This is a genomic window from Streptococcus sp. 1055, assembly GCF_013276815.1.
Classification (GTDB): domain Bacteria; phylum Bacillota; class Bacilli; order Lactobacillales; family Streptococcaceae; genus Streptococcus; species Streptococcus pseudopneumoniae.
This window is the reverse complement of record NZ_VMLT01000029.1, coordinates 1-21,106: the sequence shown is the minus strand read 5'-3', so window position 1 is coordinate 21,106 and position 21,106 is coordinate 1. Positions and strand designations below refer to the sequence as shown.

Below are 21,106 nucleotides of genomic sequence, written 5' to 3'. Positions count from 1 at the left end.
GTTCCAAAATGTTTTTACTACTTAAGCCTCTGAAATATCGTTTTCGATGATGACCTTAATGGCATGGTGGTCTGCTGCCTTACCGAAGACTTCGTAGGCTTTTTCAATTTCACTGAGTTTGAAATAGTGAGTTACCAATTTTTCTGGTTCAATCTTATGACTTTCAAGTGCTTTCAACAATTGTGGAGTTGTATTTGTAGATACCAAACCAGTTGTTACATTGATGTTGCGAATCCAAAGTTTGTCCAAATCGAATTCAACTGGTTTACCATGTACACCACAGTTGGCAACTGTTCCGTCTACACCGATAATCTTTTGACAGAAATCAAATGTTACAGGAATACCAACAGCTTCAATAGCGACATCTACACCACGGCCATCTGTCAAATCATAAATTTCTTTAATCGCTTTTTCAGGGTCTGAAGAATTAACCTTGTGAGTCGCACCAAATGATAAAGCAGTTTCCAAGCGGTTATCGTCTAAGTCCACCATAATCAATTTGGCTGGTGAGTAGAACTGAGCTGTCAAGAGAGCAGCCAATCCAACTGGACCTGAACCAATAATGGCTACGCTACAACCAGGTTCTACTTTTCCTTTCAAGACACCAATTTCATACCCAGTAGGCAGAATGTCTGATAGCATAACCAAGGCTTCATCTGACAAGTCTTCTGGAGTGTGGTAAAGAGTGTTATCTGCATGAGGGACACGCAGATACTCAGCCTGCATACCATCAATCAAGTGACCGAAAATCCAGCCCCCTTCGTCTTCACAGTGGGCATAAATTCCTTTTTTACAGTAGTAGCATTTACCACAGGCACAAACACAAGAAATCAAGACCTTGTCGCCTTTTTTGAAGTTAGAAACTCCTTCCCCAACTTCTTCAACAATCCCAATCCCTTCTTGACCAAGAATGGTACCACTTTGGCAAGCAGGAACATCCCCTTTGATAATATGGAGGTCTGTTCCACAAATAGTATTTTACGATACGCACAATAGCGTCTGTTGGCTTGCGAATAACTGGTTTATCTACATCAACAAAAGAATCAAGTCCTGGTTTAACATAAGTATAGGTTTTCATAAAGCACTCCTCCGTTTTTTAAATGTACTATTTATAATATAATTGCAAGCCTTTTCAATTGGCTCTTTAGGTATTTTTGTGATATTTTTAACTTTTTTATTTACCGGTAAAGCAATGTAGATAAAAAAGCAGAAGCTAGCCTCTAACTTCTGCTTTCTCTCTTATGACTCATCTCCAATTTTTCTGATACCTGCAACAAAAATCGAAGATAATAATAATTGGGTAACACTCAACTGATCAAATCCAAAAATGTAATGTGCTAGCAAATGAAATAAGAAAACAAACAAAAACGAAGATAATAAAATCTTACACATAGATTTAAGCCCAGAAATTAATCCGTCCATTATTTGGATATACATCCCTAGCATCAACCCATTGAGCTACCGCATAACCTACATTGTAGAAAATGTTAATATAATCAAATATACGTTCAAGAAGTTCAGCTAACCGATTGCTATAAATGCCTAAACGAATAGCAGCTTTTTTAGCTACCCTACTTAAAGTAGCTTTAGCAACTGCCAATCCTTTTTTCTTTACCAAATTACCAATGCCTGCCACACCACCGGAAATAGCAGTAGCAATTAGATTTTCTACTTTTTTAAACTTTTTTCATTTTTTCAAGTACAGTTTTTCAAATTATAGTAAAAAGAGCCAGAATTATACTGACTCTTCTATTGATTATTAAACTTAGAAGCACGTTCTTCTCCCCACCAATAGGGCATTAGTTCTGCGACTTTCACTGTCTTTCTTGTATCGTAGTCCATCATGAATTCTGCATCTTTATTTTCAGCGTTCAACTCTAAAAGGAATTCTCTGCAAGCGCCACAGGGCATTCCTGAACTTCCACCATAAGGTGCTTTATCTCGAAAGGCTAATACTTTCTTAACCTTAGTTTGTCCTGAAAATTGGTACATATTGAAGAGGGCCGCCCGTTCTGCACAGAGATGGAAAACACCACAGGTTCCCTCCATACAGAAACCTGTAAATATTTGTCCATCTTCTGCTTCTACTGCAGCTACAACATGATTGGCATAAACAAAGTCTGATACTTCATGTGGATTGTATAGTTTCTGTGCTTCTTCGTACATCTTTTCCCAGATGTCCATTGTTGCATCCTTCTTACTTAGAGATTTCCTTTAACATATTTTCGATATGCTGGATTGATTTTTCACGTCCAAGCAAGAAAATTGTATCTGGTAATTCTGGTCCATGCATTTCACCTGAAACTGCGATACGAATAGGCATGAAAAGATTTTTCCCTTTAATACCTGTTTCCTTTTGGACTGCTTTAATTTGTGGGAAGATATTCTCTGTCACGAATTCATCATCTGTCATCACTTCGAGTTTTGCTTTGAAGGCTTCAAGAACTGTTGGGACTGTTTCACCTGCCATGACTTCTTTCTCAGCCTCAGTTAATTCTGGGAAGTCTGAGAAGAAGAGGTCTGTCAATGGGATAATCTCATCTACTGATTTCATTTGTGGTTTATAGAGCTCAACTAATTTTTCAGCCTTGTCAGTCAATCGACCTGCTTCTTCTAGGAATGGTTTTGCCATTTCAAAGATAGTTTCTAGGTCTGCATTCTTGATATAATCATTGCTCATCCAGTCTAGTTTTTTCTGGTCAAAGGCTGCTGGAGACTTGCTGAGGCGGTTTTCATCGAAAAGTTTAATCAATTCTTCACGAGAGAAAATCTCATCTTCGCCACCTGGGTTCCAACCAAGAAGAGCAATAAAGTTAAAAACTGCTTCTGGAAGGTAACCTTTCTTTCGGTAATCTTCGATAAATTGAAGTGTATTAGTATCACGTTTAGATAACTTCTTACCAGTCTCAGAGTTGATGATTAAGGTCATGTGACCGAACTCTGGAGCTTCCCAACCAAGCGCTTCATAAACCATGAGCTGTTTTGGTGTATTAGCAATGTGGTCGTCTCCACGGATTACGTGAGAAATTTGCATATCATGGTCATCGATGACAACGGCAAAGTTGTATGTTGGGTAACCGTCTTTCTTTTGGATAACCCAGTCACCACCGATATTGCCACCTTCAAATTCGATATCACCTTTGACCATATCATGCCACTTGTAGATACCTGACTCATTGACAGCCAAACGAACCGTTGGGATAATCCCTGCTGCTTCACGTTCTGCGATGTAAGCCGCTTTTTCTTCTTCACTCATACCAAGGTATTCGTTGATATAGCGAGGTGTTTCACCTGCTGCTTCTTGGCGTTCGCGTTCAGCTGCCAACTCTTCTTCTGTGACGTAAGATTTGTAGGCTTTTCCTTCAGCTAACAGTTGGTCGATGTATTTTTGATACAAGTCCAAACGCTCAGACTGGCGATAATTCTCATGTGATTCTGGACTTTCATCCCAATCCATGCCTAACCAGCGAAGGTTTTCAAGTTGTGAACGTTCACCATCCTCGACATGGCGTTTACGGTCAGTATCTTCGATACGAATGAGAAATGTTCCACCATGATGGCGCGCATACAAGTAATTAAACAATGCTGTACGGGCATTCCCGATGTGTAGTAGTCCTGTTGGACTTGGTGCGTAACGTACGCGGATATCTTTTGACATAGTTTCTCCTATAAAGTCTCTAGGCGTCTGCCTTTTTGCTCTCTATATTATATCACAAGTCTTGGCTGAGTCCAATTTCTATGGATAAAGAGAGTAAAAAGAGTGGACAAACCACTCTTTTCTTCTATTATTATAGACGTGCGTTAAGTTCTTTGCTCAATTCTTCAAATCCTGGTTTTCCAAGAAGGGCAAACATGTTATGTTTATAAGCTTCAACACCTGGTTGGTCAAATGGGTTGATAGCATTCAAGTAACCAGAAAGGGCGATAGCCAATTCGAAGAAGTAGATAGTGTAACCAAGAGTGAAAGCATCTTGTTCTGGAAGAGTCACGTACATGTTTGGTACGTCACCATCTGTGTGGGCAAGAAGAACACCGTCAGTCGCTTTTTTGTTTACAAAGTCAACGTCTTTTCCTTGAAGGTAACCAAGTCCATCAAGATCTTCTTCCAAGCTAGGGATAATCACGTTCTTGCGAGGTTTGTCAACACGGATAACTGTTTCAAAGAGGATACGAGTTCCTTCTTGGATAAATTGACCCAATGAGTGCAAGTCAGTTGAGAAGTTAGCTGAAGTTGGGTAGATACCTTTTTGGTCTTTTCCTTCTGTTCAGGCACCCCTTGTAGATGCATCTGCTGGAAATTCCCTTGCACTGGCTGGCTAGTTTGATTGACTTGCCAAGCCCTTTGCGCTTGACCTTGACCGTCTTATTCTGGCATGCTTTTCTCCTTATAAATTTTGTTGATTTGTCATATTGCGAAAACATTGAAAAACAATGACAAATTTCACAATATTATAATATAAATTATTTTTCCTATCAAAAAAGAGAGTGGGAAAGAACTTCAAACAAGTTAAAAAGTTCGTCTTCCACCTCCCCCCGCACAGTTGATCAGGCAATCTTTGGGACTTACAAAGCGAAGGAAGATGCCAATCAACCACTAAGTTATCTGTTTTTTTAAATTTAGACTCAAAAGCCTGGACTTTTTGCCCAGGCTCTGATTCAAGTTTTTAGACTCTTATTTTTCTAGTATTCTTAATTAGATATTTTATCTTACTTAGGCAGCTTCGAAAATCTGAATGGTAGAACCTTTCTCAAGTACTACTGCTTGGTCTGCTGCGACATGGAGTGTACCAGGAAGGCTCCCCTCTTTTGAACCATCAAAAGAAATCGTGATATGCCCCAGTCCAGTTAAATTTTTTTCTACTACATTTCCTACGGCAGTAATCGAATATTCCTGACTATCTACGACCAGCTTTCCACCTTCTAGTATTGCACCTAGAAGATTTTTGTTATCGATTTTAAAACAATACTCTGCTAAATCTTCCGGAGCTTCTTCTCCAAATAAAATGAGCATATTAGCGTCTTGAATCATATTCTGAGCTTCAAGCCCCACTTGAATTACTTTAGCTTCAAAAATTTTCTTCATCTAATTCCTATTCATCCTTTCTCAAATCTGTCATAAACTTATGCTTATAGATAAGTTTAACATAATAGTTGCTGTGTTTACGTGCATCTATCAAAGTTCTACTGATAAAGGCCAATACTAGCTATCCAAGCTACTAGCACCCGCGGAACACCATTTAGAAAGCGTGAATAAAGTACAGAAGGAACACCAACCTCAACTGTTTCAGCTTTGGCTTCAGAAAGACCGAGTGCTACAGGGATGAAATCACAACCGTTTTGGGTGTTGATAGCAAATATAGCTGGTAGAGCCATTTGGGGTGGAATATTTCCTTTTCCGATTTCGACTCCAATTAAGGTTCCGATAATCTGACTGATAACAGCTCCGGGGCCTAACAAAGGAGATAGGAATGGCAAGGAACAGATAAAGCCAATCAAAATGAGCCCCCAGATGTTCCCCGCCAGGGGAACCATTAATTTTGCCAGCCAATTTCCAACACCTGAACCTTGAATAACCCCAATCAGCAAGGAAACAAAGGCCATGAAAGGAATGATTGTATTGAGCATTGTCTGAATGGCTTCACGAGCAGCCTGGTTGAAAGTCGCAACGACCTTCCCAGCGCCCATCCCAATTCGTGCTACAATACTTGTTTCAGCTTTTTGCTCTGTAATTTTTTTACTAGTATCGTAAGTTGGCTTTTCAGTTACCACAGTTGTCGCTTTTTCGTCTTCATTAGCAGCAGAAATTTGATTAAGGCCAACTGCTGACACATAGATTTCCTCGGTGATATATTGAGCTAGAGGGCCACTTTTCCCTGTAGCGACAATATTGATTGTAGGGATCCCCTTTTTAGGATAAATACCGCAGCGAAGAGTACCGCCGCAATCTACGATTGCTAAAGCAATTTCCTCATCTGGGATAGAAGTTTTAAACCCGTTAACAGCTTCCATACCGGTCAAATCAGCAATTTTATCTACAATATCTGGCTTTTCTCCGCCACCAGTGATATAGATGAATTTATGCTTAGCCTCACTAGGTGTAATGACCAAAGGGCCCCCGAAACCACCATTTCCTTTAACAACTTTTATACTCTTATATGACATAATTTCACTCTTTCTATCAATCAAATGTTTTACTCAAGGTAACACCTTGCTGTTTTGCTACATAAGCAGTTGTAAAATCGGTTACCCAACCGCCTACAAAGTTCATGACAATCCCAACAAGCATGTAACGAATGGCTAAGTCCGTTTGACTTAAACCTAAATTTTGAATTCCTGTTGCAATTCCCACCCATACAAACAACTCCCCAGGATTGATATGCGGGAATACACCATTTGAAGTATGGCAGAACTGCATCTGAGCTGCTACAAAACTAGGTTTATAATATTCTGGTAAGAAACGTCCCATACTAATCGCCATCGGATTCCCCAGCATAAAGGCTGAAATGAAAGGTAAAATCATATACCGGCTAACAGGATTTTTGGCAGAAATCTTAGCTAGGGAATTGACCTTCTCTTCTCCCAAGAAAGCGATAAGGGTATTCATTGCAATCAATAGCATCAAGACAAGAGGTACAATATTTGTCATCCAGCTAATAAAGGTTTCTCCACCTAATTGGAAGAGTTTCATAAAACTCTCTGCAAATTCTGTAATATAATTCATAAGGAACTCCTTTTCTTATTTTTTTTTAAATAACTGTTTAATAGATAATTGTAAGTAAGCCGCATAAAAGCCGAATCCCAGAAAAGAATCAGAAGAACTTGTCTCTTTCTCAATACCTGCCTCATGCCAAAGATAGACTTTTCTAGCATCTTCTATAGCTGATTGCATCAACTTATTTTCTTTTCTCACAAGAGGATTATACTTGTCAAAATAATGGATGTCTTCTCCAACATAATCGTCCATATTTTGAAAACGCGCTAAGATTGTGACTCCTTGCATTTTGCTAGCTTTAAGAACCCGACCGTTTTCATCAACCGCGAACATGACAATCGTACCGGATTTGATTCTTCCGGATTTCCTGCCAATCGCTACGCGCCCCAGTTTCCGGAGCATCGTATAGGTCTTATTGAAGTCTTTCAGTTGCTGCCAGCCGAGGAACATTTGAAATATATAAGCTGCCATGACAAATACAGCGAAAATTATTATCGAATTCATTAAAATACTCCTTTGCTCTTAGAAAATGATAGAAACTCTGTCTCTGTTTCTACAGCCCTCAATGCTTCTTTTAGAGAAGGCTCTCCTGCAATTCGAAAAATGTCGTCATACAATTCCAGCAATTCACTTTCCATTTTTCTTTCAATTTCTGAGGGTATGGCGACTAGAAAGATAAATTCAATCCATTCATCTCCTTTTTGATAAGGCTCTTCTAGTTTTCCGAACATTAAAATAGTCTTTGCATAACCCTGGTTAATTGTATGGGGGAACGCAATTCCTCCACCAAAAATGGTTGATTGCTTTTTCTCCCTATCAATTATCCGATTTCTAAAACCTTCATCAATCATCTGAAGTTTCTCTAACTCCGCAGACATATTTAGCAAGTATTGCTGATAGGTTTTTTGGGGGCTTAATCGAATAAAACGTAAGCTGACTGTTTCTAGATTTTTTTGATGAAAAGCATTGGCTTTCTGCCATTCTTCCTGCAGCCATTGATCATCAAAAAGATGATTAACTTGAATGACTGGAGATTTAGAATCTTTATATTTTAGAGGAACTGTCGTAAAAATCGCGAAATAGTCCTGATTCAATTCCACATTAAAATCCTCTTCAGAATACTGAGTAATGTCTACATCATTTCCAATGACTCGTCTGAGTTGCTGGATAATCATCGCAGCAGTTCCTCTTCCTGTTGTGCAAACCACAGCTATCTGCTTGCGAGAACCCTTAACAGCAGAATTTTGTTTTCTTAAAATCATTTCAAAATACAAAGCCAGATATCCGATTTCAGATAATTCCAATTCAGAACCAAAAATTGTAGATAGTTCTTCTCCAGCAATTTTCGCCATTTCAAAAGCAAAAGGATATTGAGTTTGAACCTCGCCATGAAATATATCATTAGCTTGCACATGGAAAATCAGTCGATTGATTAAGGACCCTAAATGAGACTTGATTTCTTCAAATAATTCTTCATCATCAAAGTGAACCAACATAGTTTCTTTGACTTTCTTGACAATCCCTTGAAAAATGTATGCAAGCTGTTCAGATTGATAAGACGGCTTGCTTAAAGTGTCAATAAAACGGACATTAAACGGAAAACACAAAAAGTCTATCTCAAACTGACTGAGGGAAATCTTATAAGTCACCTCAATATGATAGATTAATTTCTCAGCCAAATGTGTCTCTGTTAAATCATTCCTATAGTAGGGAATAGGACAATTCAACACCCTAGATGTATGAATACGATCCACCATAATTGAAAGGGTCTTTCGAAGGAGCTCCTGTGTTTCTTTAGGGATTTTATAATCCTGGACTAGCGTCTCCAGAAAAGAAGATGTTGCCTCAGTGAGTGTCCTTCCTTCAAAGTAAGGAGCCACTTGGTGAATATAGAGCAAGCGCAAATTCAGCTCGCTCCCCAAGACCTCCAGCCCACGATTGGGCTTTCCTGAAATAGTGATAGAGTAACTCTCTGCCAAAGATTTTACTTGTTTTAAATCCTTATTAAGGGTACTTCTACTAACACCTACTTCCTCAGCCAAATCGTCAATAAGAAGAGGGGAGGTTGACTCAATTAAACGTTTTAGCAAATAGGCGATTCTTTTACTGGAAGAATTGAAGTCACTCTCCTGTTTTAAACTACCAGATAAAATCTTTTCCAACTCTGTATAGTCATACACTTCTAACATTAATTGATCATCTTGTGAGATAATCTGGATATTAGGAGCCAAAACATCATTTAATTGTTGGATACTCTTTTGCAAGGTTTGCATACTAATATCCAGCTCCGAGCGCATATCTACCAAGAAATAAGTTGGCTGTGAGACCATTTTTTCTAAAATGTTATACCATCGATTTACTAAGGTCAACTCTCTTCCTCACCTTCATTTTTTTAACCGCGAGTTTTACCTCCGGCAATATTTGTAGTGACACCTGTTATATAGCTAGAACGGTCTGAAATATAGAACGCTACAAGATCAGCTACTTCCCGTAGTTTCCCACTCCGTCCCAATGGAGTCGTTGAAGTTGAAGCATAACCAGCTCGAATATCTTCTACCGTCTTTCCACGGGTATAAGCAAGAGCTTCCTCGTAAGAAAGAGTTCGAAGACCCGTAGCTTCCATAATTCCTGGAGCAATTCCAACCACACGTACACCATGTTTACCAAGCTCTTTCGCCCATGAACGAGTGTAACTATAGACTGCTGCTTTCGTGGCAGCATAGGCACTTTGTCCTTCAGAACCTTCCAAGCCTGCTTCTGAAGCCATGTTTACAATTACACCTTTTCTATTTTGAACCAGAATCCGGCCTACTGCCTGGCTAACCAAATACAGACCTTTTTGGTTAATCATTGTTACTTTTTCAAACGTTTCATCGTCTAACTCGTAAGGACCTTTAGGATTTTCTGCATCAATTAATAATCTAGGGACATTAATCCCCGCATTGTTGACCACCGCATCAATATTGCCAAATCTTTCAACTATTTTAGCGACTCCTACTTCTACTTCAGAGCGAGAAGTTACATCAACTTTTACAAATAATAGATTCGGGTGACGCAAATCGTTGTCGCTAAGGTCAAAATTCGCTACATTGACACCTAATTCCAGCAATTCTTCAACGATTGCCTTACCGATCCCAGATGACGCACCCGTCACAAGAACTGTTTTGCCTTTTATATTTAACCAATCATTCATTTTGATACCTCTCAAGTTTTATTTACAAGGCAATTATACAGCGCTTTCATAAAAGAATTAAGACACTCTTTTTTACACTGTTCAAAAAAATGATAAACTAATTAAAAGGCTTGTACTAAAAATCCACAAGAAATGAACTTGTGGATCTTTTTTATTCTGAATTAGCTCAACATATATGAGAATCAAAGACGTGCATTCAGTTCTGCACCGAGCTCTTCAAATCCTGGTTTTCCAAGAAGGGCAAACATGTTATGTTTATAAGCTTCAACACCTGGTTGGTCAAATGGGTTGATAGCATTCAAGTAACCTGAAAGGGCGATAGCCAATTCGAAGAAGTAGATTGTGTAACCAAGAGTGAAAGCGTCTTGCTCTGGAAGAGTCACATACATGTTTGGTACATCACCATCTGTGTGGGCAAGAAGAACACCATCAGTCGCTTTTTTGTTTACAAAGTCAACGTCTTTTCCTTGAAGGTAACCAAGTCCATCAAGGTCTTCTTCCAAGCTAGGAATAATCACGTTTTTACGAGGTTTGTCAACACGAACAACTGTTTCAAACATGATACGAGTTCCTTCTTGGATGAATTGACCAAGTGAGTGCAAGTCAGTTGAGAAGTTGGCTGAAGTTGGGTAGATACCTTTTTGGTCTTTTCCTTCTGATTCACCAGCCAATTGTTTCCACCATTCTGAGAAGTATTGAAGTGATGGCTCATAGTTTACCAAGATTTCAGTTGCATAGCCTTTACGGTAAAGGATGTTACGAACTGCTGCGTATTGGTAAGCTTCGTTTTCAGAGATTTTATCTGAAGTGTAGTCTTTGCGAGCTGCGTTAGCACCTTCCATAAGGGCTTTGATGTCAGCTCCTGATGCAGCGATTGGAAGCAAACCAACGGCTGTCAATACTGAGAAGCGTCCACCGATGTCATCTGGAACAACAAATGTTTCCCAGCCGTTAGCATCTGCTTCAACCTTAACAGCACCTTTTTGGCGGTCAGTTGTTGCATAGATACGTTTGTTGGCTTCTTCTTGACCGTATTTCTTAACCAAGAGTTCTTTGAAAACACGGAAAGCGATAGCTGGTTCAGTTGTTGTACCTGATTTAGAAATCACGTTTACTGAGAAGTCTTTGTCTGCAACATACTCTACCAAGTCAGCAAGGTAAGTAGATGAGATTGAGTTTCCAGCGTAAAGGATTTGTGGAGCTTTACGTTCTTCTTTTGTTTGCAAGTTTGCAAAGTGGTGGTTCAAGAAGTCGATTGCTGCTTTGGCACCAAGGTAAGATCCACCGATACCGATCACAACCAAAACATCGCTGTCTGACTTAATTTGCTCAGCAGCTTTCAAGATACGGTCAAATTCTTCGCGGTCGTAGTTTTCAGGAAGGTCCAACCATCCCAAGAAGTCGCTACCAGCACCAGTTCCTTTACGGATCAATTCGTCAGCAGCTGTAACTTGTGCTTGCATGTATTCCACTTCATGTGGTGCAACAAATTTGTCTAAAACTTTTGAATAATCAAATTTAATATGTGACATGTTATTCCTCCAATATTTCTTCTTTTCTATCATAACGCTTACCTTCGTTTTTTTCAAGTTTTTTTGTCGAATTTCTCCAATTTTTATCAGAATTCAAACGTTTGCGTAAAAATCCCACATTCCAAAAATTTTGAAAAAATAAAAGAAAGAACGACTAGATGTTCCAGTCGTTACAGTTCATTCAATAAATACTCAAATAATTCTAAATTACCATCTTCTTCATTGACCAGAAACTCTGGATGCCACTGCAAACCGATAATGCGGTGTTCGTCGATAGACTCAATCGCTTCGATGGTCTGGTCTCTTGGATCAATAGCAGTTACACGGAAATTAGATGCCAAATCTTTAATGCTTTGACGATGGACCGAGTTGACCTGACTTTCTTTTCCAAATAGCTTGGCAACCACGCTTCCTTCCACTGTCTCAATAGAGTGAGATGTTCCGAAAGGTAGTCCTTGCCAGTGACCTTCGATTTCTTGATTGAGGGTTCCACCAAAGGCAACATTGACAAGTTGAACACCGCGACAGATTGCCATAATTGGTTTATTCTGACGGAGTGCTTCTTTCAAGAGTGCCAATTCAAATTCATCACGGACCAGATTATAATCATCGCTCTCGATGGTCTTTTTCTCTCCATAAAACTGAGGATGAACATTTTGGCCTCCTGTCAAAATCAATTTGTCAATCATTTCTACATAATCGCGTACAACAGACTCATCACCAACAGGAATGACTAAAGGGAGACCACCGACTTGACGAATGCTCTCTGCGAATCTACAAGATACAGATGAATGAATGTTTTTGCCTTCTGTGTCTACGGGACATAGATTTGCAGCAACTCCTACAACGGTTCTAGGCATGATGTCTCTCCTTTCGAATATTAACGATAGTCCTATCTTATCACTCAAAACGTCTTTCGTCTAATATGTTTTTTTAAAGGCCGTGATAAATATTTTTTATGGACAAGAAAAAGCTGCCCCATAGGACAACTTCTTTCTTATTCAAAGACAAATTGATTGTGATAGAGTTCTGAGTAGAATCCACCTAGCTTCAAGAGTTCATGATGGCTACCGCGTTCAATGACTTCTCCATCTTTAAGGACAATAATCTGATCTGCATTGAGAATGGTTTTCAAGCGGTGGGCAATGACGAAACTGGTTTTGCCTGCTACAACTGCCTCCATGGCATGCTGAATCTTGCTTTCTGTCACCGTATCTACGTTTGAAGTGCCTTCATCGAGAATGAGAACTTCTGGATCTGTCATCAGGGTTCGAGCAATGGAAATCAATTGCTTCTGCCCTGTCGAGAAGATACTCTGCTCATCATCAATAAGAGTATCGTACTTATCAGGCAAACTTTCGATATAGTCGTGAATGTGGCTTGCTTTGGCTGCTGACTCAACCATTTCCTGACTGGCATCTGGCACACCGAAACGGATATTGTCTCGAATGGTTCCGCTAAAAAGAACGGAATCTTGCAAGACAATTCCCACTTTACTTCTAAGACTATCTAAATCATAGTCACGAATGTCTTTATCATCAAAATAAATACCGCCAGCATCAACATCATAAAAGCGATTGATGAGGTTCATAATAGTGGTTTTCCCTGAACCCGTTGGCCCAACAACTGCAGTCATCTGGCCTTTAGGGGCAGAAATGTTGACATCTTTCAAAATAGGTTTATCAGGCAAGTATGAAAAATCGATATGACTGATTTCAACACCTTCTTGCAACTGAGTGAAGATTGGAGCCTTTTCAGGTCGGATTTCTTCCTCTGCATCAAACATTTCCTGTATCCGTTCAGCCCCTGTAAAGGCCAACTGAAGACTTCCCCAACTAGCTGCAACTTGAATAATAGGCTGGTAGTACTGCTGTGAAAATTGGGCAAACATCACAATCAAACCTAGGGCTGTACTTGTTTCAATAGTCTTATCGTTTAATAGAACGGCCGAACCAGCAAAGATAACGACGGCTGTATTAACCAGACTCATCCCATTCATGACAGGGAACAGAATTCCTGAGAACATCCTTCCTTTAAAGGTTGCCTTGCGTACGCGCTCATTTTGTTCAAGAAATCCTGCCATCATATCCTCTTGAATTCCTTGCACAATCACGGCTTTTTGGCCTGAGATACTCTCATCCATATAGGCGTTGAGCTTCCCTACCTCTTTCTGCTGGAGATTGGTGTATTTGCGTGCCATTTTCACGATGAAAATCAACATGAGGAAGGCCACTGGTGTGCTTGCAATGGTGATGAGAGCCAGCGTCACATTTCTCGAAAACATGACAAGAATCAGACCAATGTATAAAACAATATTGCTCATGACCTGAACCAGACTTTCATTAAAGGCTTGGAGGATATTATCCAAATCACTGGTAAAACGAGATAGGATATCGCCATCTTGTCGGCGGTCAAAGAAAGAAACCGTCAACCGAGCAAGCTTACCGAAGAGGCCTTTGCGCATCTCGTTGGTCGATTCTGCAATCACGCGCGTCATGAGACACATGTATATGACACTAGAGATAAATAGAACCAAAACCAGCAGACCAAGATTGACCATGATTCCTGATAGGCTTTGCCAAACAAGTTCTGGATTGCCATCTTGATAAGCTTGGACTAAATTAACTAGTTGCGTCACTGCTTGTCCAGAAAAGACCGGAAAGAGAGCTTGGGCAAGAGTCGCCAGAACAATCATCAGGATAACAACTACAAATGATAGCTTATAAACTTTAAAATAATTCCAAAAAAATTGAACTGTCTTCATTTTACTCCTCCTTTCCTTTCTGTGTTTCGTAGATTTCACGGTAAACAGCATTGTTGGCAACCAAGTCTGCATGCGTACCTTGACCAATCAATCGTCCTTGATCTAGAACCAAGATTTTATCTGCATTAACAACCGAGCTAATCTTTTGCGCGATGATAATGGTTGTTGTTCCCTTCAAGTCCTTATTCAAGGCTTCTTGAACCAGGCGCTCTGACTTAGCATCCAAGGCCGAGGTCGAATCGTCAAAAATCAGAATACGTGGATTGCTGACAATCCCACGCGCAATCGACATCCTTTGTTTTTGTCCACCTGAGAAGTTGGTTCCTCGTTCCTCAACTGGACTTTCAAAGGTTTTCTCCATACGATGGATGAATTCACTGGCTTGGGCAATATTGGCTGCACGCTCCATTTCAAATAGAGTGGCATCTCCTTTGCCCTGTCTCAAGTTATCTGCAATGGTTCCACTGAAGAGAATAGCACGTTGGAGAACGATAGAAACAGTTTTACGCAGGGTTCCTTCACTCACTTTGCGAATATCCTTGCCTCCGATTTTGATAGCCCCTTCCTGCGGGTCAAAGAGACGTGGAATCAATTGAGCCAAGGTTGACTTTCCTGCACCAGTGGCTCCAACTACACCAACCATCTGACCAGGTTCAATAGTAAAGCTCACATCTTTCAGCATCGGTTCCTTATCCATTGGATAGGTAAAGGTCACATTTTCAAAGCTAAGACTTCCGACCAACTCTTCATCTGGGACATCCTTGAAGGTCATGGCTGGCTCTGCGTCAAGAATTTCTCGAATACGACGCATAGAAATCATGGCACGACTGACAGAATTTCCTAAAAATCCAACCATAACAATGGTAAAGATAATCTGGCTCAAGTAATTGACAAAGGAAGCAATGGAGCCAACAACTGACGGATCCGACTGAACCATCCCTGCAACTAGCCAAATAGAGAGGAATACCGCCCCATAACCGACCAACATCATGAAAGGTTCCACTACTGAAAAGGCATAACCAATGTAAAGGTTTTGACCAAGAAGCTCGTCTGAAACCTCCGTAAACTTAGCAAATTGCTCTTTTTCTTGGACAAAGGACTTGACCACGCGAACGCCACGCAGATTTTCCTTGGCAATAGCATTGATGCGTTCAAGAAGGGTTTGAAACTTGGCAAAACGAGGCCCCATCATTCCCATCATGACAGCAGTCAAACCAAAAATCAAGACTACCATGAGAACAATCACCCACCACAGAGAAGGTAAGGTTTGAACTGCCAAGATAAAGGAACCGATGAACAAGAGGGGGAGTCTGAAAAGAATTTGGAAGGTCATCATGACGACGTTCTGAATCTGGTTGATATCATTTGTCATGCGAACGACTAGATTTCCCGCATTAAATTGTTCAATATTAGCATAAGAAAAGGTTTGGATTTTACGGAAGGCATCCTCCCGAAGGTCAGATGAAACTCCTTGGGCAATATAGGCTGCGAGGACAACATTGAGTCCACCAGCAACTAGACCGACTACGGCCACACCAATCAACCAAGCCCCGATACTATAAATAGCTTCATATTTTCCAGCAAGGAGGGCGTCTAAGACTTCCTGCAGATAACGCGGTTGCAGAAGTGAACTAGCAACCATCAAGCCTGTCATCAGAAGCGAAGTCAAGGCCTGCCACTTGTAGGTTTTTATTTTCTGAATCAGCATACTTTCTCCTTAAAAAATAGACAAAAGGGAGCGACAATGTGTCAGCTCCTTCTCATTCTGTTTGTGTGATGTTATTCTAGCAAAAAAGTGGGGGATTGTCAAAGAAGTCTCCTTGATACAGCTAGAATGACTAGTAATTTTCTCTTTATAGTTTCTGTTTTAACTCGACCAAGACATTCATAGCCTGCATAGGTGTCATATTGTAAACATCCAGTTTAGCTAATTCTGCTAGGATAGGATGTTCTTCAGTCGTATCAAAGAGTGAAATTTGTTCTAAGACAGTACTTGTTTGTTTCATAGGAGCAGGACTTTCTTGCCCCTGACTCTCCAGTTGCGTTAAAATCTTATCCGCTCTCGCTAAAAGATCAGCCGGTAAACCAGCAATCTTGGCAACATGGATACCATAGGATTTATCAGCTGGCCCTGGTTCAATCTTGTGAAGGAAGGTGACCTGCCCATCCTGCTCCAAGGTTGCCACGTGGACATTGACCAAGTGTTGTAAACTAGACTCCAGACTAGTCAACTCATGGTAGTGGGTCGCAAAGAGGGTCTTGGCTCCGATATGTTCATGGATGTATTCGATGATGGACTGGGCAAGAGCCATCCCGTCATAAGTTGCAGTTCCACGACCTAACTCATCAAAAAGAATCAAGGAATTCTTTGTTGCATGCGAAATGGCATTGTTGGCCTCCATCATCTCCACCATGAAGGTTGATTGGCCTGAAACCAAATCATCGGCTGCTCCGATACGGGTAAAGATAGCATCAAAAATAGGTAAATGGGCACTTTCTGCTGGCACATAAGAGCCCAACTGGGCCATTATCGCCGTCATGGCTAACTGACGCATGTAGGTTGACTTCCCGCTCATGTTGGGTCCTGTAATCAGTTGAATACTGGTATCTTCTGCCATCTGAATCGTATTGGGAATATAGGTCTGAGCCCCCATAACCTTTTCAACGACAGCATGGCGTCCTTTCTGGATATCAATTCGCGAATCATCTCCGAATTCAGGTCGAATCAAATGCTGGGTTTCAGCTACAACCGCCAGACTTTGCAAGACATCAACGGTCGCAATTCCTTGAGCTAGAGCCTGCAAACGCTGAATGTACTTGCCGACCTCTTCACGAATGCGCATAAAAATTTCGTACTCTAGGTTAGCTGACTTCTCACGCGCCTCCAACATGTCGCCTTCGATACGAGCTAATTCCTCGGTACCGAAGCGTTCTGAGTTTTTCAGCGTCGCCTTGCGGAAAAAGTGAGCAGGCACATTTCCCAGTTGTGAATTGGTCACATGGAAATAGTAGCCATCCTTTTTATTATAGTCAATCTTGAGCGTACTGATACCAGAGTTTTCGCGTTCCTTAGCCTCAATCTCAGCAATCCAGCCAGTCCCTTCTCTGAGAACGCGACGGTACTTGTCTAAAGTCTCATCAAATCCAGTTCGGATAATACCACCTTCTGTAATCACATGAGGAGCTTCAGGAGCAATCGCTGCGCTAATCAAACTCTCCAACTCAGGAATTCCATCCAGTTGTGCGATGAGATAGGCTAGAGCAGGTTGCTCCATCCCTTCTAAAATCGCACGAATCCGTGGCACACTAGACAAGGTAGTCGCCAACTGCAAGAGATCCTTGGGATTGGTCTTGCCAAAAGAAACACGACTAGCCAAGCGCTCAATGTCATAAACACCCTTGAGACTGTCTGTCAAATCACTACGCTCAAAGAAGTGGTCAAGAAAGACCTGCACCACTTCTTGACGTTGGACGATTCGTTCCTTATCAATCAAAGGACGATGAATCCAAGAACGCAAGAGACGCATCCCCATAGCCGTTTTGGTTTCATCCAAAAGCCAGAAAAGACTGCCTTGCTTCTTGCCTGAACGAGCATTCTCAACCAAATCCAGACTAGCCTTGGTCGCATAATCCATCTGCAAGAAATCTTTGATTTCATAGCGGATAACAGGCTTGAGGTGGTTCAATTCCCTCATCTGAGTCCGATGAACATACTGGAGCAATTTACTAGATGCCGCTTGCTCCACAGCTGCCAATCGTGAATCCAGTAAATGAAGGTCTTCAAAGCCTTCTTTTTCATAGGAAAGTACCAGATTCATCTGACGACTAAGGATTTGTTCCTCTTCCTCAGACAAGTCATAGCCCAGCACCACTTCTCGAGCCTTGAGATTACGGATTTCCCCACAAACCAGCGTGAAATCCAAAAGACCTGTCACATAAAAGTCACCCGTCACCAGGTCCATATAAGCTAGGCCAAATTGATTGCCAGCACGGTCTATGGCAACCAAAAAATTATTCTGACTGTTCGGCTTACTGCTATCGACCACTGTCCCTGGCGTAATGACCTGAACAACCTCTCGTTTCACAACCCCAACTGCTTGTTTAGGATCTTCCATCTGCTCTGCGATAGCCACCTTATAGCCCTGCTCAATCAAGACATCGATATACTGTTGGGCAGAATGATAGGGGACACCCGCCATAGGAATCGGATTGTCGGCATTCTTGTTGCGACTCGTTAAGGAAATTTCCAGAATCTGCGCAGCATTGACCGCATCCTCATAAAATAATTCATAAAAATCACCCATCCGAAAGAGCAAAAACGCATCTGGATATTGCTTTTTAATCTCCACATACTGTTGCATGCCAGGTGATAGCTTTTCTGTCGCCATTGTCCGTCTCTCCTTGTCAAAAATAAGTCTTGAGAGCAACTCTCAAGACCTTACTTATCTTTCATCAAATCTAGCAAACGATCTTCCATGAGTTTGGCAACGTGCTGGTCTCGACAAATGACCAATAAGGTATTGGCACCAGCAACTGTTCCTAAAATCCATTCATCCTTGTTTGCATCTACAATATTTGCCAAAACAGAAGCTTCTCCCAGTTTGGTATGAAGCACCAAGGTAAACTCTGCTCTTGCAACACCTTCTAAATGATGAGACAAAAATTCCACCAAATCAATCTTTTCTGTCTCATTTGCTAGTACATAATACACCATATCATTTTTCTTGACCTTGGTCAAGCCGATTTCGCGCAAATCACGAGACAGGGTTGTCTGCGTCACAAAAACATTGTGCGCCTCCAACCGATCTTGAATTTCTTTTTGTGTACTTAATTTTTCCTCAGTAATCATTTTTTTTATTAACTGATGACGATCTCTTTTTCTCATAAAATCCTCTTATGTGAATATTTATAACTATTTTTATAACTATATTATACCAAAAAAACGGGAGATTTCAAAAATTTTTTCTTCTTTCTTTAAAATTGTGATAAAATAGTAGAAAAGTCCAAAAAGGAGCTCTTAATGAATACAAAAGAATTGATTGCTAGCGAATTGGCTAGCGTCATTGATAGCCTGGACCAAGAGGCTATTTTAAATTTACTGGAAACCCCTAAAAACTCAGAAATGGGAGACATTGCTTTCCCTGCTTTTTCTCTTGCAAAAGTCGAACGTAAAGCACCTCAAATGATCGCGGCTGAACTGGCTGAAAAAATTAACAGCCAATCCTTTGAAAAGGTTGTTGCAACAGGACCTTACGTCAACTTTTTCCTTGATAAATCTGCCATTTCTGCTCAAGTATTGCAAGCTGTTATCACTGAAAAAGAACACTATGCTGACCAAACTATTGGCAAACAAGAAAATGTTGTTATCGATATGTCTAGTCCCAATATCGCTAAACCATTTTCTATTGGTCACCTGCGCTCAACTGTCATCGGAGATAGCTTATCACATATTTTCCAAAAAATCGGTTATCAAACAGTCAAGGTCAACCACTTGGGAGACTGGGGTAAACAGTTTGGGATGTTGATTGTTGCCTACAAAAAATGGGGCGACGAAGAAGCTGTAAAAGCTCATCCAATTGATGAACTTCTTAAACTCTATGTCCGCATCAATGCTGAGGCTGAAAATGACCCTAGCTTGGATGAAGAAGCACGCGAATGGTTCCGTAAACTGGAAAATGGAGATGAGGAAGCCCTCGCTCTCTGGCAATGGTTCCGTGATGAAAGTTTGGTGGAATTTAACCGCCTTTACAATGAATTGCAGGTTGATTTTGACAGCTATAACGGAGAAGCCTTCTACAACGATAAGATGGATGCAGTTGTAGACATTCTTTCTGAAAAAGGCCTTCTTGTTGAATCAGAAGGTGCCCAAGTTGTGAATCTTGAGAAATATGGAATTGAGCATCCAGCCCTTATCAAAAAATCTGATGGTGCAACTCTCTATATCACACGTGACTTGGCTGCAGCCCTTTACCGTAAAAACGAATACCAATTTGCTAAATCTATCTACGTCGTTGGTCAAGAGCAATCTGCCCACTTTAAACAGCTCAAAGCTGTCTTGCAAGAGATGGGCTACGATTGGAGTGACGACATTACTCATGTTCCTTTTGGTTTGGTTACAAAAGAAGGGAAAAAACTCTCTACCCGTAAAGGGAATGTCATCTTGCTAGAGCCCACTGTTGCAGAGGCTATTAGTCGTGCAAAAGCCCAAATTGAAGCTAAAAATCCTGAACTTGAAAATAAAGATCAGGTAGCACATGCTGTTGGGGTTGGAGCCATTAAGTTCTATGACCTCAAGACTGACCGTACAAACGGATATGACTTCGACTTAGAGGCCATGGTATCCTTCGAGGGTGAAACTGGACCTTATGTTCAATACGCCTACGCTCGTATCCAATCGATCTTACGCAAAGCGGATTTCAAACCAGAAACAGCTGGCAACTATAGCTTGAATGATGCTGAAAGCTGGGAAATCATTAAACTCATTCAAGACTTCCCACGTATTATCAACCGTGCGGCAGATAACTTTGAACCTTCTATCATTGCTAAATTTGCAATTAACCTAGCTCAATCCTTTAACAAATACTATGCACATACACGTATCTTGGATGAAAGCCCAGAACGCGACAGCCGTCTAGCCCTCAGCTACGCAACCGCAGTCGTTCTCAAAGAAGCCCTTCGCTTGCTTGGAGTAGAAGCGCCAGAGAAGATGTAAATCGCCAAAGTTACTTGATTGCAAAGCAATCTAAGTAACTAACGCCAAATCCTATTCGGACTTTGGCTAGGCGCTTCACTAGTTTTAGGACATAAATATGATCGATTTATGTTTCTTTACGTCGTAACCAGAGACACTTGCCTAAACGCTTCACTAATTCACCTAACCAAATAATAGACTTCCTGCAAAACTA

Annotated in this window: 16 protein-coding genes and 2 pseudogenes; 1 reads left to right on the top strand and 17 read right to left on the bottom strand. The window is 40.8% G+C overall.

Annotation, left to right across the window (positions count from 1 at the left end; genetic code table 11):
- Nucleotides 1-21: 21 nt before the first annotated feature.
- From HT699_RS03295 to argR, 17 genes and pseudogenes are all read right to left on the bottom strand, one after another.
- Nucleotides 22-1,078 (bottom strand): annotated as a pseudogene (locus HT699_RS03295) (zinc-dependent alcohol dehydrogenase family protein).
- 318 nt (nucleotides 1,079-1,396) lie between these two features.
- Nucleotides 1,397-1,636 (bottom strand): hypothetical protein, encoded by a 240-nt coding sequence (locus tag HT699_RS03290; protein WP_000907298.1) that lies wholly within the window; start codon nucleotides 1,634-1,636, stop codon nucleotides 1,397-1,399.
- A 113-nt stretch (nucleotides 1,637-1,749) separates the two neighbouring features.
- Complete coding sequence (locus HT699_RS03285; RefSeq protein WP_023934276.1) at nucleotides 1,750-2,184, bottom strand: cytidine deaminase; 435 nt, start codon at nucleotides 2,182-2,184, stop codon at nucleotides 1,750-1,752.
- 13 nt (nucleotides 2,185-2,197) lie between these two features.
- Nucleotides 2,198-3,658, bottom strand: a complete 1,461-nt coding sequence (gene gltX, locus HT699_RS03280; protein ID WP_023934278.1) for a glutamate--tRNA ligase — start codon at nucleotides 3,656-3,658, stop codon at nucleotides 2,198-2,200.
- A gap of 130 nt (nucleotides 3,659-3,788) precedes the next feature.
- A pseudogene (pgi, locus tag HT699_RS03275) lies at nucleotides 3,789-4,265 on the bottom strand (glucose-6-phosphate isomerase); the annotation flags it as partial.
- Between the two features lie 446 nt (nucleotides 4,266-4,711).
- Entirely contained in the window at nucleotides 4,712-5,083 is a 372-nt protein-coding gene (locus HT699_RS03270) for a PTS glucitol/sorbitol transporter subunit IIA (RefSeq protein WP_023935311.1), read from the bottom strand.
- A gap of 98 nt (nucleotides 5,084-5,181) precedes the next feature.
- The gene (locus tag HT699_RS03265; protein ID WP_020992831.1) at nucleotides 5,182-6,162 is read right to left on the bottom strand and encodes a PTS glucitol/sorbitol transporter subunit IIB; all 981 of its coding nucleotides are present in this window, start codon (nucleotides 6,160-6,162) and stop codon (nucleotides 5,182-5,184) included.
- Between the two features lie 16 nt (nucleotides 6,163-6,178).
- Nucleotides 6,179-6,721: a PTS glucitol/sorbitol transporter subunit IIC gene (locus HT699_RS03260; protein ID WP_023934057.1), complete on the bottom strand. Its 543-nt coding sequence runs from the start codon at nucleotides 6,719-6,721 to the stop codon at nucleotides 6,179-6,181.
- 15 nt (nucleotides 6,722-6,736) lie between these two features.
- Entirely contained in the window at nucleotides 6,737-7,216 is a 480-nt protein-coding gene (locus HT699_RS03255; protein WP_023934056.1) for a transcriptional regulator GutM, read from the bottom strand.
- The gene (locus HT699_RS03250) at nucleotides 7,216-9,042 is read right to left on the bottom strand and encodes a PTS sugar transporter subunit IIA (RefSeq protein WP_080673552.1); all 1,827 of its coding nucleotides are present in this window, start codon (nucleotides 9,040-9,042) and stop codon (nucleotides 7,216-7,218) included. The genes HT699_RS03255 and HT699_RS03250 overlap by 1 nt, the downstream gene beginning before the upstream one ends.
- A 62-nt stretch (nucleotides 9,043-9,104) precedes the next feature.
- Nucleotides 9,105-9,905, bottom strand: coding sequence for an SDR family oxidoreductase (locus tag HT699_RS03245; protein WP_023934055.1), 801 nt, complete (start codon nucleotides 9,903-9,905; stop codon nucleotides 9,105-9,107).
- Nucleotides 9,906-10,087: 182 nt separating this feature from the next.
- Complete coding sequence (locus HT699_RS03240) at nucleotides 10,088-11,437, bottom strand: glucose-6-phosphate isomerase (RefSeq protein WP_172934093.1); 1,350 nt, start codon at nucleotides 11,435-11,437, stop codon at nucleotides 10,088-10,090.
- Nucleotides 11,438-11,607: 170 nt separating this feature from the next.
- Nucleotides 11,608-12,297 (bottom strand): gamma-glutamyl-gamma-aminobutyrate hydrolase family protein, encoded by a 690-nt coding sequence (locus HT699_RS03235; protein WP_172934092.1) that lies wholly within the window; start codon nucleotides 12,295-12,297, stop codon nucleotides 11,608-11,610.
- A gap of 137 nt (nucleotides 12,298-12,434) precedes the next feature.
- Nucleotides 12,435-14,201, bottom strand: a complete 1,767-nt coding sequence (gene patB / locus HT699_RS03230; protein WP_138707347.1) for a multidrug efflux ABC transporter subunit PatB — start codon at nucleotides 14,199-14,201, stop codon at nucleotides 12,435-12,437.
- A gap of 1 nt (nucleotide 14,202) precedes the next feature.
- Nucleotides 14,203-15,909, bottom strand: a complete 1,707-nt coding sequence (patA, locus tag HT699_RS03225) for a multidrug efflux ABC transporter subunit PatA (RefSeq protein WP_138707348.1) — start codon at nucleotides 15,907-15,909, stop codon at nucleotides 14,203-14,205.
- A 145-nt stretch (nucleotides 15,910-16,054) separates the two neighbouring features.
- Entirely contained in the window at nucleotides 16,055-18,589 is a 2,535-nt protein-coding gene (mutS, locus tag HT699_RS03220; protein WP_172934091.1) for a DNA mismatch repair protein MutS, read from the bottom strand.
- A 50-nt stretch (nucleotides 18,590-18,639) separates the two neighbouring features.
- Nucleotides 18,640-19,086: an arginine repressor gene (gene argR / locus HT699_RS03215; protein ID WP_001231476.1), complete on the bottom strand. Its 447-nt coding sequence runs from the start codon at nucleotides 19,084-19,086 to the stop codon at nucleotides 18,640-18,642.
- Nucleotides 19,087-19,221: 135 nt separating this feature from the next.
- Here argR and argS point away from each other — a divergent pair, with 135 nt between their 5' ends.
- Complete coding sequence (gene argS, locus HT699_RS03210) at nucleotides 19,222-20,913, top strand: arginine--tRNA ligase (protein WP_023935327.1); 1,692 nt, start codon at nucleotides 19,222-19,224, stop codon at nucleotides 20,911-20,913.
- The last annotated feature ends 193 nt before the right edge of the window (nucleotides 20,914-21,106 follow it).

Excerpts from the sequence above, each read along its gene's own strand:
- patB (WP_138707347.1), bottom strand. The coding sequence starts at position 14,201 with ATGAAGACAGTTCAATTTTTTTGGAATTATTTTAAAGTTTATAAGCTA.
- gltX (WP_023934278.1), bottom strand. The coding sequence starts at position 3,658 with ATGTCAAAAGATATCCGCGTACGTTACGCACCAAGTCCAACAGGACTA.
- HT699_RS03250 (WP_080673552.1), bottom strand. The coding sequence starts at position 9,042 with ATGGTCTCACAGCCAACTTATTTCTTGGTAGATATGCGCTCGGAGCTG.
- argR (WP_001231476.1), bottom strand. The coding sequence starts at position 19,086 with ATGAGAAAAAGAGATCGTCATCAGTTAATAAAAAAAATGATTACTGAG.
- HT699_RS03235 (WP_172934092.1), bottom strand. The coding sequence starts at position 12,297 with ATGCCTAGAACCGTTGTAGGAGTTGCTGCAAATCTATGTCCCGTAGAC.
- patA (WP_138707348.1), bottom strand. The coding sequence starts at position 15,909 with ATGCTGATTCAGAAAATAAAAACCTACAAGTGGCAGGCCTTGACTTCG.
- HT699_RS03255 (WP_023934056.1), bottom strand. The coding sequence starts at position 7,216 with ATGAATTCGATAATAATTTTCGCTGTATTTGTCATGGCAGCTTATATA.
- HT699_RS03245 (WP_023934055.1), bottom strand. The coding sequence starts at position 9,905 with ATGAATGATTGGTTAAATATAAAAGGCAAAACAGTTCTTGTGACGGGT.
- mutS (WP_172934091.1), bottom strand. The coding sequence starts at position 18,589 with ATGGCGACAGAAAAGCTATCACCTGGCATGCAACAGTATGTGGAGATT.
- HT699_RS03265 (WP_020992831.1), bottom strand. The coding sequence starts at position 6,162 with ATGTCATATAAGAGTATAAAAGTTGTTAAAGGAAATGGTGGTTTCGGG.
- argS (WP_023935327.1), top strand. The coding sequence starts at position 19,222 with ATGAATACAAAAGAATTGATTGCTAGCGAATTGGCTAGCGTCATTGAT.
- HT699_RS03240 (WP_172934093.1), bottom strand. The coding sequence starts at position 11,437 with ATGTCACATATTAAATTTGATTATTCAAAAGTTTTAGACAAATTTGTT.
- HT699_RS03270 (WP_023935311.1), bottom strand. The coding sequence starts at position 5,083 with ATGAAGAAAATTTTTGAAGCTAAAGTAATTCAAGTGGGGCTTGAAGCT.
- HT699_RS03260 (WP_023934057.1), bottom strand. The coding sequence starts at position 6,721 with ATGAATTATATTACAGAATTTGCAGAGAGTTTTATGAAACTCTTCCAA.
- HT699_RS03285 (WP_023934276.1), bottom strand. The coding sequence starts at position 2,184 with ATGGACATCTGGGAAAAGATGTACGAAGAAGCACAGAAACTATACAAT.